The organism is Acinetobacter sp. TTH0-4 (genome assembly GCF_015602665.1).
GTDB classification, from domain to species: domain Bacteria; phylum Pseudomonadota; class Gammaproteobacteria; order Pseudomonadales; family Moraxellaceae; genus Acinetobacter; species Acinetobacter albensis.
The window spans coordinates 2,494,151-2,511,946 of sequence record NZ_CP059079.1 but is presented as its reverse complement, the minus strand read 5'-3'; the positions used below and the strand labels follow the sequence as shown (position 1 = coordinate 2,511,946).

The following is a 17,796-nucleotide window of genomic DNA, read 5'->3' as shown; positions in this document are numbered from 1 at the left end:
TTATAGTCAATTTTTTTGTATAAAACAAGGTGGAATGGGCCGTCTACCGATCATCTGTCAGTTAAATAAGCGAACACGCGTTTTAAAATATTCTACAAAAAAGTGTATTGATCTGTTGTCAGTTCGGTCAATCGCAGTTAATCTAAAATTAATCTTTTTAAGTATAAATGAAGAACATACAAGGAAGGTCATTGCGTGGGTCAGTTAACGGATGCATCGGTAGTTTTACGATTGGGTTACCAAGCGATTCGTCGTGCTGGTTTACCAACGGAAGAAATTTTAACAAAAGCTGGGGTTGCCTTAAGTCAGGTAGGAACCAACGATCGTACTCCACTGAACGCCCAATATGCTTTTTGGGTCGCGGCAGAAGAGGTCAGTAAAGACCCAGATATTGGTTTACATTTGGGCGAACATCTTCCTTTATATCGTGGACAGGTGATTGAACACTTGTTTATTTCGAGTGAAAATTTTGGTGAGGGGCTCAAACGTGCTTTGGCTTATCAACGCCTTATCAGTGATGCCTTCCATGCCAAATTGGTGATTGAAGATGATCGTTGTTATTTAACCAATGGTGAACAAGGGCGCTGGGCGGATCATTTGGTCAATCGTCATTTTTCTGAATGTGCGATGTCTGGTATTTTACGTTTTTTTAAATTTATTACTGAAGGGCGTTTCGACCCGATTTATATCGATTTTAACTTTAGTCAAGGCGCTTTTGATGATGAATATTTTCGCGTCTATGAATGTCCTGTCAGTTTAGGACAAAAAGAAACTCGCCTTTATTTTGATCCTGCCATTTTAGATTATCAATTATGGCAAGCAGAACCAGAGCTATTACAGTTACATGAGCAATTGGCAATTGAAAAATTACAAGAGCTTGCACGCTACGATTTGGTGGGGGAGGTTCGTCGTGCAATTGGTTCAACGCTTGAAAGTGGCGAAACAACTTTAGAAACTGTAGCAACGCATTTAAATATCACTCCTCGTCGTTTAAGAACACAGTTAAGTGAGGCAAATACCAGTTTTCAACAAATTCTTTCAGATTATCGTTGTCGTTTAGCAAAAAAATTATTGGCTAACACCAGCGAGAGTGTTGAACGAATTGTATATTTAACAGGGTTTTCCGAGCCAAGTACATTTTACCGAGCATTTAAACGATGGACCAATGAAACGCCGGTCGAATATAGAAAACGTAAACAACGACAATAATTTTTTAAGTTAATCTAAGTTAATAACCTCATTTTATTTGGAGGTCTTAACTTATTTTGACTAGAAAGCAGAACAACGTATTTTAAGATGGAGTTCTCGATTTAAAAAGGAATTAGCTGAGCTAGTCAGGCATATTTAACCAGTGAGGTCCCAAAGGTGCTTTAGGCAAATCAAACTCTTCAGGATAGTGAGCTTGAATAAAGTATAAACCGTCAGGTGGCGCAGTTACCCCAGCAGCTTTACGATCTTCTGCTGCAAAAATATGCTCAATATGGTCAACCTCATACATTCCTTGTCCAATTTCAAGTAAGCATCCCATAATGTTACGCACCATATGGTGTAAAAAACCATCTGCTTGAATATCGAGTACTAAATAACAGCCATGACGAATTAAACGACAATGACTGACATGTCGAACAGGCTGGTTGGATTGACACGATGCAGCACGGAAACTCTCAAAATTATGAGTACCTTCAAACCTTTTGGCCGCTTCAATCATTTTATCGACATCAAGTGGATAGTAGGCATGAGTGACTTGTTTGTAGAGTAGTGCAGGACGACTCGGCGAATTGTAGACCACATAACGATAACGCCGAGATTGTGCTTTAAAACGCGCATGAAAGTCATGATCCATCTCTTTAATCCATTGGATGGCAATGTCTTTCGGTAAAGTGCTGTTTGCGCCCATAAGCCAGCCACGTAATGGGCGAATGGCTGAAGTATCAAAATGAGCCACCATATTGGTCGCATGTACACCAGCATCAGTACGACCTGCACCTTGAAGGCTAATGGGGTGATCTGCGACTTTACTTAAGATCTTCTCCATCGTTTCTTGCACGCTTGGTACACCAGATTGTTGAGTCTGCCAACCTCTGTAGTGAATTCCACAAAACTCAATACCCACTGCAAAACGTTGCATACTTACCTCAAATTTATTCATCATACCAATGCATATACCGTTCTTCGGTACTATCGTATTGTAAATACATTTTTAGTGCTTTTGCATAAAGATCTGCATGTCCAAGCGCGTCGCCACGAACAATTTGACTGTCTTTTAACCATTGGCTAATTGCATATTGATGGTTGATTGCTCCAAAAGGAACTTGGGTGGTGAGAATGATGAGACAATTATTCTGTTGTAGTTGTTGAAGAGCTTCAATCATTTCAGAATTACTGGCAATATTTCCTACACCAAAGCCTTGTAAAATTAAAAAATGAGGCGGATTCACGTTTAAGTTTTTAAAGGTTTTAATATGCTGATTGAGATCTAAGGGTTGCCACATTAAGCTTAAGCAACTAAAACTTTTAGCTTTCTCAAGATCTTGTTCTTGTACTGCAGAGCTGTGCTGAATAAGCGCAATAGGATGGTTTAAAGTTGAGCCTGTAAAAGCATCTAGCTCAGTACTATGTCGTTTAAGTGCAGTTTGAGCGTGAATCAGCTTTTGATGAAAAGCCAAATATACACCCATAGGTGTCTGTGTTACTGCATTTAAAGCAAAATTGAGATTATCTGTTGCATCAGTAAATTCTCGAGGATGTGTACCCGAAGTATCGAGTAAAGGATATTGGCTGCCTGTGAGTACAATATGTGCAGATTGTCCCATAAAACGTGCCAGCACCGCGCTTGCATAGCTTAAGGTGTCGGTACCATGAATAATAACAAAGTGTTGATAATGTTCAAGTTGTAAACTTTGAATCATTTGAATGAGTTGTAGCCAATCATTTGCGGTACAGGCGCTACTGTCTTTCATCACAGGAGCGACAAAGCACTCAATATTTAAATGTTGCGGAAGAGCGTGTTGTAGTAACGGAATAAATTTTTCTGCGGGCATCGGAGTGAGTGGTTCACCAAAACAACCAAACGTCCCACCCATATAAATTAAAGCAATTTTTTTCATCATAAAAAAGCAGCCTATAAAGACTGCTTGATCATAAAACGAAATAACTTAAGAAGCTATCTGCTTAAGTAGTTCATCTGCTTGTAAGCGTTGTGTGGTTGTATATTCAGGCTCATTTTCCGTTAATAATTCACGAGCAGCTTCAGCTGCCCCTAACAAAATATATTGTTCTGCTAACTCTAAATTTATACTTAGTTCATTGCTAGTGACAAGCTCTGGGAAAGATTGAGCCAGCGGATCATTAGGATTGATTTGAACGAGATTGGCAGTGGGTAGATCAAAGTGCTCATCTAAATTTTGTTCAGATGCTATATCTAATTGCGTTGCTTCAGTCGGAAGAGTATTTAAATTAAATTCTAAATTTGGCTGATGATGGTGAATAATTTCTGGTACTTCGGTTGTGGCTAAAGTATCTGTATTTGAAAAATTAAAATTGAATTCTGGTGTTTCATTTTGTTCAGATTCAGGCGTAAGCTTAGCTATAACGGTTGTAGAAGATTGCTCTAGGGAGTTTTCGACACTAAAAGAAAAATCTAGAGGTTGAATATCCTCTACTGGAGCGAGTTCTGGTTGTGGAGGTGAAGCAGGTTGGGGTTCTAAAGAAAGGTTGCTAAAGTCTACAGGCTTAATCTCTTCAACCGTTTCTGGCATTTTAGCTTTTACAGAATCAAAAGTTGGAGTGAACGAAAAATCATTAAAATCGAGAGGCTCGATGTTTTTGACAGATTCGGTCTGTGTTGACTGTACATCTTGCTGCAATTGCTCAAAAGAAGGGGTATTTTTTGCTACAGAGGATGTAGATGAACTCATCAGTGCATCAAAATCATCAGTACGCTTTGGTTCAGCAGAAGTTGCTGCTCTGAACTGTGGCTGGAAGCCAGTACTATCTATAGAACCCTTTGTTTCTTGATCATATGCTGTTCTTTTTGCTTGCGCTTGTGTAAAAAAATCATCCAGTTCCAATGAACGTAAATGATTAATCAGTTGGTTAATCGCAAACTCATCTTTTTGTGAAATGTGAAGATCGAGTAACAATAAATAGAGTTCATGCTGTGAGTTGTCTTTATTTAATGCCTGATTAATTTGCGCTTCTGCAGAAAAAAAGTTACGTTCAGCGATGAGACTTTCAATTTTATTTCGCTGATCTTGAGAGAGTGGTGTGGTTTTTTTCTTTTCAATAATCGGATCGGCCACAATTTGAGTTTTTTGTGGTGTTTTTTTAGTGGAACTAACTTTTTTTCCTTTCGTCTTGGCTTTTGCTGTAGACATTTGTTCTGCTTGTTTACTTGCTTCACGCTTTTTTAAGACAATTGCGATCACTAATAACAAGATAAACGGAATCACATAAATCAGCATGTTTTACCCCTTGCAAGATTGAGTTTTATCAATAAAACCCATCCAAAAATCATATTGTATAACACGTTAATGTGTTGGCTTTTTTTCGACTTGCTGTGTTTTCAACTGTTGTTGTAATTGGGCAAGACGAGCATTTAATAATTGAATTCTGTGATCCTTATGACGTAAACCCATTTCTAGTTGAGTTACGTCGCTCTGTAATTTAACGGTTTTTTCCCGTGATGTCATAACTTTTAATGATAATTCATTCGAAGTTTGCTTCATTTCTGTGTTCTTTTTAGCAGAACCACTCGCAGAGTCTTGTTCTTTCTCTGCCACCAAGCTCATTTCGGCCTGATTTAAACGATATTTGGCTTTGCCTGATTGATGTTGGGGGATTTTCGCTTGAGTTTTGGTGCTGACTTTGAACTTTTCTTTTGCATCAAGATTGCTATTCAGATTTAAAGCAGCGCCACGACGTAAGCGATTGATATCACCTTGAATGAAGGCATGCTGATTATTGGCCTGAATTTGTTTCATTACTTCATTAATTGGACGGTTTTGCGCAGTGGCTACGCGTGATGCGATTGCCCAAAGAGACTCATTTGATCGTACTACATGTTGACTGTTTTGAGGTGCATGAGCAGGTTGACCTGTAGGTTTTGACGCTTGTATTTTGGGTTTGACGGTGCTTTGCTCTGAAGCTTTATTCGCACTCTGTTTGGAGGGTATTACACGCTTAACTGCAACATCTTGTGCTGAAGTTTCCGCATATTTCCTCACTAAGGGATCTGCCGAGGTGTGCGGTTGAGGTGATTTCACTGAAGCACTGACCGTATTCTTCTGCGTTGTCAGTGTGTCGTTTTTATCTGTTGTGATTTTATCTGCTGTTGTTTTGTCTGTTGCTGCTTTATTTGCGATGACTTGATTGGTAGAAAGGGCTTGGGGCTGAGGCACATTGGCCTGTGCTGAAACCGTGGTATTTAAACGCGGTGGCGCTGCTTGTTGTAGCGTTAATGGTGCTTCAAATGGTTGAGAGGATACTATTTTTTGTTTTTCTATCTGATATTGCGTACTTTCAGGTAATTGCAACGCAATCTCTTTTTCACTGACAATGCTAATTGGGTTTAAGGCTTTTTCATTGGTTGAAGAGCGTGTCTTGTTGGATGCCGTAATGCGTGTTAAAGGCGTTTTGATATGTTGTAAGCGCGTAGCCTTGCCTTCTTGAATCTTAATGATGATATTCAATTCGGCATCGGTCAGTGGACGGGAAGAAGTGATGGTAATCACACCATTACCTGCACCATCTCGACGGGTAAAAAAATTAAGATGTCCAGGCGGCTGATGGACTACGCCTAAGGTTGTAATATCCTCGAGCGTGGCTAAACTGGCTTGAATTTGTGCAGTCGGATCAGCTTGGCGAAAATTCATTTCGGCATACAGTAATTCGCCTGGTGCAGACTGGATTTGAATCGGATCAATAGTAATCGCATAAATATTCTGCGAAGCAATAATGGCTAAAATGGCGATCTTTAATTTGTTATATGCGGTCATTTTAATCTTTAGCTCGGTTTTTTATCGCATAGCGAAAGTTGTAGATTAGCGAGATATACAGGTATTGTAAAATATTAACATAAAGAATACACAAAAAAGCCGATCAATTTTGACCGGCTTTTCATTTTCTTAAATTCAAAAATTAAGAATTTTGATACTCAATTAAAATGCGAAGCATACGGCGTAATGGCTCTGCTGCACCCCAAAGTAATTGATCGCCCACTGTGAATGCGCCTAGGTATTCTTTACCCATATTGAGTTTACGCAAACGACCCACTGGAACAGTTAAAGTCCCTGTGACTGCAACAGGCGTAAGATCAGTCATTGATGCTTCACGCGTATTTGGTACGACTTTAGCCCATGGATTGGATTGACGAATCATATCTTCAATTTCATCTAGTGGCACATCTTTTTTCAGTTTCAACGTTAATGCTTGAGAATGACAACGCATTGCACCAATGCGAACACAGTGACCATCAATAGGGACAATTTGTTGATTACCTAAAATTTTGTTGGTTTCAACTTGCGCTTTCCATTCTTCTTTTGATTGACCATTATCAAGTTGTTTGTCGATGTATGGAATCAGTGAACCCGCCAAAGGAACCCCAAAGTTGGCAGCAGGGAAACCTTCTCCACGTTGCAAGTCAGCAATTTTAGAGTCAATGTCTAAAATTGGAGAGCGCGGATCGTCTAGCAAATCTTTGGTATTATTATATAAATAACCCATTCCTGTGATCAGCTCGCGCATGTTTTGCGCACCTGCACCTGATGCAGCTTGATAGGTCATAGCAGTCATCCACTCAACCAAGTTGTTTTGGTAAAGTGCACCCATGCTCATCAACATCAATGAAACAGTACAGTTGCCACCGACAAATGTTTTAGTTCCATTGACTAAACCATCTTTAATGACATGCATGTTGACTGGATCAAGTACGATGATCGCTTCATCATCCATACGTAAGGTCGATGCCGCATCAATCCAGTAACCTTTCCAGTTTTCCGCTTTAAGTTTTGGAAAAACTTCAGAAGTGTAGTCACCACCTTGACAGGTAATAATGACATCCATTTGCTTCAGACTATTAATGTCTGATGCATCCATAAGTGCTGGTGCAGTCTTACCACCAAATGCAGGGGATTGACCACCAGCATTACTGGTAGAAAAATAGAATGGCTCAAAATGAGCAAAATCATTCTCTTCAACCATACGTTGCATGAGGACAGAACCAACCATCCCGCGCCAACCGACCAGACCTACTTTCATGCCACTATGCCTCGGTACGTAAAAAATAAAAGGGGGCTTGAGTGTATCAAAAGCGACCACAACTGCAAGACCTACACAACGAAAACATCAATATTCTTGAGCGGAATATCTTGTTTATGTTACATACAAAATTGATAATGTTGTTACATAATACAAAAAATAGAAGATACAAGAGAGTAGGGCTTTATGGTCTGGGTGGAAATAATTGCAGTTATTGTCATTTGGTTGACTTTTTGGTCTCTCATTCCACGTGATGAATGGTGGTTTCGCGGTGCTGACTTTCCACGCTTACAAATTTTGGTTTTGGGTATTGTTGCTTTCGTTTTATTACTGGTCTGGGATCAGCCGTGGGATCTTTGGCGTGAACTTACTTTGATTGGCTTGATTGCTGCGCTTGCGTATCAACTCAAAATGGTTTTGCCTTATACGTTTATTTGGAAAAAGCAGGTAAAACATGTACGTAAAAGTCAGTTTAATCCAGATCAGCAAATCTCATTAATGGTTTCAAATGTACTGACCCCTAATCAAAAATATCATCTATTAATTCAGGAAATTCAAAAATATCAGCCAGATTTGGTTCTTACCTTGGAAACAGATCAGCGTTGGCAGAATGAATTGTCTGTGATTGAGCAGGATTATCCCTATCGTGTGCCTGTACCACTAGATAACCTATACGGTATGCATTTATATAGTCGTTTAGAGCTCAAAGATACTGAAGTGAAATTTATTTTAAGTGATGAAATTCCCTCAATTCATACTACGGTGATCTTACGATCAGGACAACCTGTACAGTTGTATTGCTTGCATCCAAAACCTCCTAGTCCAACAGAAGCCAAAGATTCGACCTTGCGTGATGCTGAACTACTGATTGTCGGTGATCAGATTAAAGATTTAGATGAAAGCTGTATTGTGATGGGTGATTTAAATGATGTGGCGTGGTCACGAACCACGCGTCTTTTTCAACGCATTAGCGGTCTGTTAGATCCGCGTGTAGGACGACGTTATGTCAATACGTTCCATGCCGATTATCCGCTATTACGTTGGTCTTTAGATCATGTTTTTCACAGTACAGATTTTGCTTTGGTGAAGATGGAGCGGTTACCCCATATGGGATCCGATCATTTTCCAGTGCACGTTGTGTTACAAACTGGACGTGTTTTTGAACAGGTGCAACAACCTCTAGAACAAACGGATGCAGATGAACAAGAAGCACAAGAGGCCATTCAGGAAGGGATTGAAAAAGCAGAAAGAGAAGAAAAAAGATTAACTGACCCAATCATTCAAGATTATCAAGGAGCTACAAAAATTTCTTAGGCTTCGCTGGATTAATGTACGAAATGGCTTACAGTGATTTAGGCCGTTTGCGAATAGTGATTTTGAGCTCATTCATTTAATCTAAACTCATCAGCCAAGGAGTTGGGAACGGAAAATCCCCTTAAGGAAGACGATGCTGAAAGTGGATAGTCATCATGGATATGATGCAGCGATGGATAGCAAATTGCACAATAAATATAAGATTTGAAAGCACAACCTTATTAACCCGAGTTTTGCAGGAAGCAGAACTCGGGTTTTAATTTTTTAGAATTTCCTAAAAATAATGAGACTAAAACAACTTAAACAAAAACTTTGATTCTTAAGTGTCGTACTTTTGAGTTTTAAATAGCTGGTTTCGTGCTTGTGAATGTATAGCCATAAGACATACAGGTAAGATAAAGACGATTTATTGGCACTGTTTTAATCAATCTTTTCCATCAATGATTATTCGAAAAAATACGACAACATATTGAATTTATTTTTTGTTTAATAAAGATTGATAGAGCTCTAAGGTTTGGTTACACATTGCTTTTAAACTGAAAATGCTAACAGGCTGCACTTTTTGGGGCTGCTCAATATGCTGTTGCAACGTATTTAAAAGTGAAACTTGGTCATTGATGGTAATCAAGCCTTGTGGATAGAGCTGTGATAAAATTTCAGCTACACCCCCACGGTTCCAACCTATCACTGGGGTTCCTACCGAGAGTGCTTCTAACGCCGTTCGACCAAAAGTTTCTGCCTGATTCGAAAGAGAAAGTACTACATCACTCAAAGACAACCATTCTCGAATATCTGAACGATGTCCCACAAAGGTTATGTTTTCTCTTAGGCCTGTCGCTTGAATAGTATTTTCTAGTTCATCTAAATATGTCTGTTTTTTTGCATCTGCACCGCCGACCACCACCGCATGTACGTTCGGATATTGCGTGTGGAGTTGCTGCATCAGTTCAATCAGTGTTTCATGTCCTTTTAAGCGCGTAATCCGCCCAGGGAGACAGACTAAAAACTTATTTTCCAGTTCAGGAAAGGATTGAAAGGTTTGTCCAAGCCACTGCGCAGAAGGTTGATAGCCATGCGGAAACTCCTGAGGTGAAATACCCCGATAAATTCGCACGATATCTTCAGGTGGGCAGTTTTTGTAATGATCAGTGATATATTTCACTACACTGTCCGAGACTGCGATGACTTTTTCAGCTTGCGTCATGATGGCGCTATAACGATTAATCGAATAAAAACCATGAACCGTAGAGACCAAATGTGGACGTTGAGCTGAAGGTATTCCTTTGAGCGCAAAATGGGTCAACCAAGCCGGTACGCGTGAACGAACATGCACAATATCGGGTTGATGCTGTTCAATGAGTCTGCGTAAGGGGCGAATTTGCCAAAGACTCGTTATAGATTTTTTATGAATGGCCAAAGTGAAGTGTTGTGAACCCTCAGCTTCAAGTTGAGATACCATCCGTCCTCCATTTGAAACCACCAACGACTCATGTCCTGCATCCACCAATGCGCGTGCAATTTCGAGTGTGCCACGTTCAACGCCGCCACTGTTTAATTCAGGAAGAAGTTGCATAATTTTCATGAAAAGTTCTCTTCAAGCTGGGTGGGGAAGTAATCTATTTATAAATCTTGTCGTAGCCTTCAGGACGGGTTTTAAAGCGACGGTGAAACCACATATATTGTGTTGGGGCAATTCTCAAATGTTGTTCAAAAAACTGATTGGTTCTTATCGCATCCTGTAATTCATTATCGCTGGGCATATTGTCTAACGCAGGTTGAAGCAACACTGAATATTGCGGATTTCTGATATCTCCATGACGATAAAAATACAAAGGAATGGCGACTGCTTTAGACATTTTGAGTAAACGCCGATGTGCCGTTACGGTCGCGGCAGGAACACCAAAAAATGGTGCCATGACTCCTTGTTTTAAACCGAAATCCTGGTCTGGACTATACCAAATCGCGCGTCCATTTTTTAAATGTCGTACCAAACCACGCATATCATCATGGTCAATTTGATGGGCATAAATGCTGGCGCGACAACGATAAATCAGCATGTCTAATAATGGATTGTTTTGTGGACGATAGACAATATCAGGATCAAAATACTGTGCACATAAGTAGCCACCTGCATCAAGTAAGGTCGAATGAAGTCCGATCAGTAAAACGCCTTGGCCTCCTGCTTGCGCATTTTGTAAATGTTCCAATCCTTGAATACTGACACGACTCTTAAACCATTCTGGAGAGTACCACGCATTTAAAGTTTCAAAAATGCCGATCATTTGATCGATGAAAACCTGTCGGGTGTTTGCCTGAACTTGCTCATTTGTCCATTCTGGAAAGCACAACTCTAGATTCCGAATAGCCGTTTTGCGACGTGATTTGAAATATTTAAATGCAATATTACCTAATGCCGAAGCCAGACGATGTTGCAGTGCCCAAGGTAAAATGGCCAATATCATCAAAAAGACAATCCCAATCCAGATGCCCCAATATTGTGGCAACAAAAAAGACCATTGAAATTCACCAGGCTGATATTTGGGCGTTTTACTCATTTTAAAATGCTGTGACCTTAGGCAGACATTCATGCAGTGTACATGAACCTATTTTCAAAATAAAAAGGCATCTGTAGATATTTCTACAGATGCCCAGTTTAAAGAGATCAATTAATGACCTTGCGTTAACTTTTCTAATTCATCCCAGCGCTCAAGTTTTTCTAAAAGCGCCTCATCGATTGCGCTCAAACGTGCGGAAAGTTGCATGGCTTGAGCATTGTCTGAAACAAATAAAGTACCATCAGCAAGTTTTGCATTGATATCTACTTGTTCTTTCTCTAAAGCTTCCATTTCAGCAGGTAATTGCTCTAAAGCACGCTGATCTTTATAGCTGAGTTTGACTTTTTTCGGTGCCGCTGCGGCAGCGGCTGCTTCAGCTTTGGCCAAGGCTTTTTTTACATCACTCTTTTGATCAACCGCAGTTTGATCAGGACGTTGTTCTAAATAATCCTGATAACCCCCAATATATTCATCGATATGGCCTTTACCATCAAAAACCCAAGTTGAGGTCACCACATTGTCCATAAACGCACGGTCATGTGAGATTAAAAGTAAAGTACCTTTGTAACCACCGAGCATTTCTTCTAATAGCTCTAAAGTCACCATATCCAAGTCATTGGTTGGCTCATCCATGACAATTAAATTCGATGGTTTAAGCAATAATTTTGCAAGAAGAATACGATTGCGTTCACCACCCGATAAAGCTTTGACCGGTGTGCGTGCACGTTCAGGGGAGAATAAGAAGTCTTGAAGATAGCTGTAAATATGACGGCGACCACCGTTGACATCAACAAAGTCTGAACCTTCAGAAATGTTGTCTTTAACCGATTTTTCCAGATCCAGTGCATTACGCAATTGGTCAAAATAAGCGACTTCAAGCTGCGTACCTGTTTTCACAGTACCGCCATGTTCAAGTTCACCCAAAATGGCTTTAATTAATGTGGTTTTACCCACGCCATTGTCACCGACTAAACCAATACGGTCGCCACGAAGTACCAATGCAGAAAAATCTTTGATAATCGGCTCTTGGTCGCCAAAAGCAACACTCAGATTTTCAATATCAAAGACCAATTTACCTGAACGATTGGCATCTTGAGTCGCCATGCTCACTTTGCCTTGCTGTGAACGACGCGCTCTTGACTCTTCACGTAAATCTTTTAATGCACGTACACGCCCTTCATTACGAGTACGACGTGCTTTAATGCCTTGACGAATCCAGACCTCTTCTTCAGCTAAACGTTTATCAAATAAAGCATTTTGCTTTTCTTCGGCTTCCATTTGCTGCGCTTTTAATTCCAGATAGCGTGAATAGTTACCTTCATAGCTGCGTAAAGTACCACGATCAAGTTCAACAATACGTGTGGCAATGCTGTCAACAAATGAACGGTCATGCGAGATAAATAAAAGTGTCAGATTATTCTGATCAAGCAGAAATTTTTCCAACCATTCGATACTTTCTACGTCCAAATGATTGGTGGGCTCGTCGAGTAACAAAACATCGGGTTGAGTCAGTAAAGCACGTGCAAGCAATACACGACGCTTACGACCACCTGATAAATCGGCTAAATCAGCATCTGGATCAAGCCCCATTTTGCTTAAAATAGAGTTAACCTTATTTTCTAAAGCCCAGCCATCGACTTGATCGAGCTTGTGTTGCAGGTTGCCCATGCGGTCACAGGCTTCCATATCACCGAGCACGCAGGCATCACTGGCTTCATGATAGGCTTTAAGCACAGTCGCTGCTTCACCCGCACCATCGGCCACAATATCGGCCACTTTACCCGAATCCATCGGTACATCTTGCGCCAGCATGGAAATGGTGATGCCATTTTGAATAGAAACTTCACCACGATCTGGCAGTAAACTTCCCTCAATGAGTTTAAGTAAAGTAGACTTACCTTCACCGTTACGGCCAATCAAACACACTCGTTCACCGCGTTCCAAATTAAAGGTCGCGCCGTCGAGCAGGGACGGTCCGCCAAATGCGAGTTGGACATCCCTTAACGTAATATAGGCCATACTGTTTCCTGAAATCCCAAATGAGGACTTAAAATGACTAAACAAAAAAATCTTAATGAACAGGCGTCATTTTCCGCACCCATAGAAGATTTGCAAGTCCGAATTACATTTTTAGATGATTTAGTTGAACAACTGAATGAACAAGTCAGTCGTCAAAGTGTGGAAATTGCTGATTTAAAAAAACAAATGCAGTTTTTGTATCAGCGAATCGAATCTGCAGATTTATCTGATGGAATTGCGACTTTTGACCCTTTGGCGGATCGTCCCCCTCATTATTAAGTAAATTTTAGCATTCATTGGTTGAATTGATTTGACCTTTTCGGTCAAGCTCGTTCTAATGCGCGCTGAAAGTTTCCTTTATTTATTGCTAGTGAAATTATGACCAACAAAGTCGTTCTGCTTGATCTTGAAAAGAATATGGCAAATGCACAACTGCTGCGAGACATTATTCAACACTATGCTGTGATCTATTTATTTAATTGTGCAGGAAAGTTTGAGTACGCACTTGAAGAAATGACTGAGTTTGCAAGTTGGGTCACAAGTGGACAAGTGGTGATTTTGGAAACGGCTGAAGTTGAACATAAAGAATTCGAATATGCCGTTGTGGTTGGTCAGCTTATTGCCTTGTTAGAACCAGAATCAATGGTCGAAGTGATTTCTGCGATGCCGAGTAGTGAAATTTTAGTTGAAATGATGCAATCATCGCAGATTGATTGTCAGCTCATACAGGTTCAAGCTGAAACCCTTGTAAAGCAAAAAAATAAAATGCCAAGTATTGCCAGCATTCAACAAAAACCCGATTTATGCTTGGTTAAAAAATATTGTGATGCTTTGCATAAAATGAAAGGCAAACCGAATGCTCTTCATCAGCTTAAAAATTCGCTTATGAATACGTTGCAGATAGACAATGAGCATGCTCAAAATTTGGTTGGCTTATTAACCAATCTCAAAATTGTGAAACATGACGGTGAGCAGATTCACTTTCGTAAAAAAGTCTTAAAACAGTGGATAGAACTCCATTTAAGTCAAAATCAGCAGAATATAGTCAGCCAAAATAACCAATCTAAAGATGCTTCAATTGCAAAAAAACTGTCGCTTCATGCAGAGGGAGAGTCGTCCACCCATCTACAGGACGTACAACAGGATTTATATAAAAATTTTTCTAAAATTGATCCTGTTCAAGTGGTGGTCGCACGTAAACTGCGTGAATTAAAATCAAATAAACCGACTGATATTTATGCTTTACGGGATTTATTGGAACAAATGTTTCCAAAATCCGATGTTCGATTGTTACTTAAAGAGTTGATTGAAAAAGGTTATATTTATTGGAATGGTAGTGAAATCTCGTATAGCCATGAAATGTTCTTAAATTAATTTGATCGTGTTAACTTGCGTTTTATATTCAGCTTATGCAACTCTAATAAAGGCATAAAAAGGTTGTACTATGGAAAATACTGGAATTTGGGTTACTGTTCTGATCGTGATCTTTGTCTTGGGTTCAATTTTTGGCCTACGCGTGAGTCCGCGAGAAAAAGCCTTGGGACTGATGCGAGAGAAAGCACGTAAGATTGGGTTGCATCCCCGTTTAGTTGCAGCACCTGATTGGACCAAAATTCCAATGGCAACTGAAAGTCGTGCCAGTATGGTGGCCTATTATAGTGTGATCATTCCTGAGGGACGGCTTGCCTTAATGCGTGCACGTGTTGAAAATCAGCAGCTAAAGCTAGTGCAGGGCGATGATAAATTTAACAATTTGCCGATTACTTTAAAGGGCATTTATGCTATTGATATGCAGGCAAACTGTGTAGGACTCTATTGGGATGAAGAATCTGACCTTCGAGCGACACAGTTGGATGAGATTAAAACCTATTTGCAGTCTTTGGCTGAACTTTAATTTATATACATATTTAGTACACAGGAATAATGGTTAACTATGGCGAATGCTCCTCAGTCCACATCTAAAAGCACCACAGCCAAATCCTCAAGTGCTGCAAAAAAGCGTGCCTTAGTGATTGTGGAGTCGCCTGCAAAAGCGAAAACAATCAATAAATATTTGGGCCCAGATTACATTGTAAAATCATCAGTGGGTCATGTTCGTGATTTGCCTACAGGTGCTTCGAGAAGTACAGAAAAAAAACCAGTCTCTCGTGCCAAATTAACTGAGGCGCAGAAAGCTGAAAAATCACAAATGGCTTTAGTCAATCGAATGGGCGTCGACCCTGAACACGATTGGAAAGCGCATTATGAAGTGCTTCCAGGTAAGGAGCATGTGGTTGCTGAACTGAAAAAACTGGCATCGCAAGTCGATGAAGTCTACCTCGCAACGGATATGGACCGTGAAGGGGAAGCCATTGCTTGGCATTTAAAAGAAGTGATCGGCGGTGATGATTCACGTTATCAGCGTGTGGTCTTTAACGAAATTACTAAAAATGCGATTCAAGAAGCCTTTAAACAACCTTCACGCTTAGATATCGATAAGGTCAATGCCCAACAAGCACGTCGCTTCTTAGATCGTATTGTCGGTTTTATGATTTCACCTTTGCTGTGGGAAAAAATTGCCCGTGGTTTATCTGCAGGGCGTGTTCAGTCGGTTGCCGTGAAATTGGTGGTAGAGCGTGAGCGTGAAATTCGTGCGTTTATTCCAGAAGAATATTGGCAAGTTTTTGCAGATACCAAATCAGCAAAGTATGACATTCGGCTAGAAGCCGTTAAACAAGGTGGTAAAACCTTAAAGTTACAAAATAAAGCACAAACGGATGCTTTGTTAGACATTTTAAAGGATGCTGAATATAAAGTATCCGCGCGTGAAGATAAACCGACCAAGGTCAACCCAAGTGCGCCTTATATCACCTCGACTTTGCAACAAGCAGCCAGCACGCGTTTAGGTTTTTCTGTAAAGAAAACCATGACGATGGCACAACGGTTGTATGAAGCAGGTTTTATTACTTATATGCGTACTGACTCGACCTTTTTAAGTGATGATGCGGTCAGCATGGTACGTGATCATATTGAATCTGAGTTCGGGAAAAAATATTTACCTGCCAAACCTACTCGTTATGGCAACAAAGCTGGTGCACAAGAAGCTCATGAAGCGATTCGTCCCTCTAATGTCGCGCTAAAAGGTGATCAATTAGTAGGTGTGGATCGTGATGCTCAGCGTTTGTATGATTTGATTTGGCGTCAGTTTGTTGCATGTCAAATGACATCAGCAGAATATTTATCTTCGACGATTTTGGTCGATGCCAATGGGGTAGAACTTAAGGCCAAAGGTCGTACCTTGGTGTTTGATGGCTTTACTCGTGTACGTGCTGCCAACAAAGCAGATGATGATATTTTACTTCCTGCGGTCAAAGTCGGTGAAATACTTAAACTTGAAAAAATTGATCCTTCTCAACACTTCACTAAACCGCCTGCTCGTTTTACCGAAGCATCTTTGGTGAAAGAATTAGAGAAAAAAGGCATTGGCCGTCCTTCGACGTATGCTGCAATTATCTCTACCATTCAAGATCGCGGTTATGTGAAGCTAGATAACCGTCGTCTCTTTGCAGAGAAGATGGGTGAAATCGTAACAGATCGCCTCGATGAAAATTTTAACAATTTAATGAATTATGCTTTTACAGCCGATCTTGAAGGTCAGCTCGATAAAGTGGCGATGGGTGATCGTAACTGGAAAGAATTGCTCGATAATTTCTACGGTGATTTTAAAAAACGCTTGACCACCGCACAGGGTGAAAACGGTATGCGCCGTAATTTGCCTATAGAAGTGGAAACAGTACATTGTCCAGAATGTGAACGTGCGATGCAAATTCGTACAGGTACAACTGGGGTGTTCTTGGGATGTTCTGGTTACAACTTACCACCCAAAGAACGCTGTAAAGGAACTTTAAATCTGACGCCAGTCGAATCGCTTGCTGCTCTGTCTGATGATGATGCTGCTGAAACCGCAGATTTGATGTCGAAAAAACGTTGTCCAATTTGTGAAACGGCAATGGACAGTTATGTGATTGATGGTGGTCGAAAATTACATGTCTGTGGCAATAATCCAGATTGTTCAGGTTTTGAGCTTGAAGAAGGCGAGTTCAAAATTAAAGGCTATGATGGCCCAAGCATTCCATGTGACAAATGTGACGGTGAAATGCAGTTAAAAACCGGTCGTTTTGGTCCTTATTTTGCCTGCACAAGCTGTGATAACACACGTAAAGTCCTGAAAAGTGGTCAACCTGCGCCACCACGGGTCGATCCGATTAAAATGGAACATTTGCGTTCAACCAAGCATGATGATTTTTTTGTACTCCGTGATGGAGCCGCTGGCTTATTCTTGGCAGCGAGTAAATTCCCGAAAGTCCGTGAAACTCGCGCGCCTAAAGTTGCTGAACTGCGTACTGTAGCCGAGCAGCTTGATCCAAAATATCAATTTATTTTAAAAGCACCTGATGTAGATCCGGAAGGTAATCCAACCTTGGTAAAATTTAGCCGTAAAAACCAAGTGCAATATATTGGGTCTGAAAATGCTGAAGGTAAACAAACCAAATGGTCACTGGTGTACCAAGATGGAAAATGGGTTGAAGCTTAAGCTTTAAAACTTTGAAAAATGCTGACGAAAGTCGGCATTTTTTATGTCACAATCATTTTTGATCATGATAAAAATAAT

Annotated in this window: 14 protein-coding genes; 6 read left to right on the top strand and 8 right to left on the bottom strand. The window is 40.4% G+C overall.

The window, feature by feature from the left end; all coding sequences use genetic code 11:
- The first annotated feature begins 195 nt into the window (after nucleotides 1-195).
- Nucleotides 196-1,209 carry an AraC family transcriptional regulator gene (locus tag H0S58_RS11720; RefSeq protein WP_092718404.1) on the top strand — a complete coding sequence of 338 codons (1,014 nt, stop codon included), beginning with the start codon at nucleotides 196-198 and terminating at the stop codon, nucleotides 1,207-1,209.
- Nucleotides 1,210-1,330: 121 nt separating this feature from the next.
- Here the strand turns inward: H0S58_RS11720 and truA are convergent, their stop codons facing one another.
- From truA to asd, 5 genes are all read right to left on the bottom strand, one after another.
- A complete protein-coding gene (gene truA / locus H0S58_RS11715) occupies nucleotides 1,331-2,128 on the bottom strand; it encodes a tRNA pseudouridine(38-40) synthase TruA (protein ID WP_195726601.1) in 798 nt (265 codons plus the stop codon).
- Nucleotides 2,129-2,141: 13 nt separating this feature from the next.
- On the bottom strand, nucleotides 2,142-3,110 hold the full coding sequence (locus H0S58_RS11710) for an asparaginase (protein WP_195726600.1): 969 nt from the start codon (nucleotides 3,108-3,110) through the stop codon (nucleotides 2,142-2,144).
- Between the two features lie 45 nt (nucleotides 3,111-3,155).
- A complete protein-coding gene (locus H0S58_RS11705) occupies nucleotides 3,156-4,463 on the bottom strand; it encodes a hypothetical protein (RefSeq protein WP_195726599.1) in 1,308 nt (435 codons plus the stop codon).
- A 66-nt stretch (nucleotides 4,464-4,529) separates the two neighbouring features.
- Entirely contained in the window at nucleotides 4,530-5,996 is a 1,467-nt protein-coding gene (locus tag H0S58_RS11700) for a FimV family protein (protein WP_195726598.1), read from the bottom strand.
- A gap of 142 nt (nucleotides 5,997-6,138) precedes the next feature.
- On the bottom strand, nucleotides 6,139-7,257 hold the full coding sequence (gene asd / locus H0S58_RS11695; protein ID WP_092718391.1) for an aspartate-semialdehyde dehydrogenase: 1,119 nt from the start codon (nucleotides 7,255-7,257) through the stop codon (nucleotides 6,139-6,141).
- Between the two features lie 186 nt (nucleotides 7,258-7,443).
- Between asd and H0S58_RS11690 the strand changes: the two genes are divergently transcribed.
- A complete protein-coding gene (locus tag H0S58_RS11690) occupies nucleotides 7,444-8,571 on the top strand; it encodes an endonuclease/exonuclease/phosphatase family protein (protein WP_053578831.1) in 1,128 nt (375 codons plus the stop codon).
- Between the two features lie 475 nt (nucleotides 8,572-9,046).
- Here the strand turns inward: H0S58_RS11690 and H0S58_RS11685 are convergent, their stop codons facing one another.
- The 3 genes from H0S58_RS11685 to H0S58_RS11675 form a co-directional block, all read right to left on the bottom strand.
- Nucleotides 9,047-10,153: a glycosyltransferase family 4 protein gene (locus H0S58_RS11685; RefSeq protein WP_195726597.1), complete on the bottom strand. Its 1,107-nt coding sequence runs from the start codon at nucleotides 10,151-10,153 to the stop codon at nucleotides 9,047-9,049.
- Between the two features lie 34 nt (nucleotides 10,154-10,187).
- Nucleotides 10,188-11,126, bottom strand: coding sequence for a lauroyl acyltransferase (locus tag H0S58_RS11680; RefSeq protein ID WP_195726596.1), 939 nt, complete (start codon nucleotides 11,124-11,126; stop codon nucleotides 10,188-10,190).
- Nucleotides 11,127-11,237: 111 nt separating this feature from the next.
- Nucleotides 11,238-13,145 carry an ATP-binding cassette domain-containing protein gene (locus tag H0S58_RS11675; protein ID WP_195726595.1) on the bottom strand — a complete coding sequence of 636 codons (1,908 nt, stop codon included), beginning with the start codon at nucleotides 13,143-13,145 and terminating at the stop codon, nucleotides 11,238-11,240.
- Nucleotides 13,146-13,178: 33 nt separating this feature from the next.
- Between H0S58_RS11675 and H0S58_RS11670 the strand changes: the two genes are divergently transcribed.
- The 4 genes from H0S58_RS11670 to topA all read left to right on the top strand — a co-directional run bounded on the left by H0S58_RS11670 (nucleotide 13,179) and on the right by topA (nucleotide 17,718).
- The gene (locus tag H0S58_RS11670; protein ID WP_053578827.1) at nucleotides 13,179-13,424 is read left to right on the top strand and encodes a SlyX family protein; all 246 of its coding nucleotides are present in this window, start codon (nucleotides 13,179-13,181) and stop codon (nucleotides 13,422-13,424) included.
- A gap of 99 nt (nucleotides 13,425-13,523) precedes the next feature.
- Entirely contained in the window at nucleotides 13,524-14,519 is a 996-nt protein-coding gene (locus H0S58_RS11665; protein WP_195726594.1) for a hypothetical protein, read from the top strand.
- Between the two features lie 70 nt (nucleotides 14,520-14,589).
- Nucleotides 14,590-15,039 (top strand): ammonium transporter, encoded by a 450-nt coding sequence (locus H0S58_RS11660; RefSeq protein ID WP_053578825.1) that lies wholly within the window; start codon nucleotides 14,590-14,592, stop codon nucleotides 15,037-15,039.
- A 39-nt stretch (nucleotides 15,040-15,078) separates the two neighbouring features.
- The gene (gene topA / locus H0S58_RS11655) at nucleotides 15,079-17,718 is read left to right on the top strand and encodes a type I DNA topoisomerase (RefSeq protein WP_053578824.1); all 2,640 of its coding nucleotides are present in this window, start codon (nucleotides 15,079-15,081) and stop codon (nucleotides 17,716-17,718) included.
- Nucleotides 17,719-17,796: the final 78 nt, after the last annotated feature.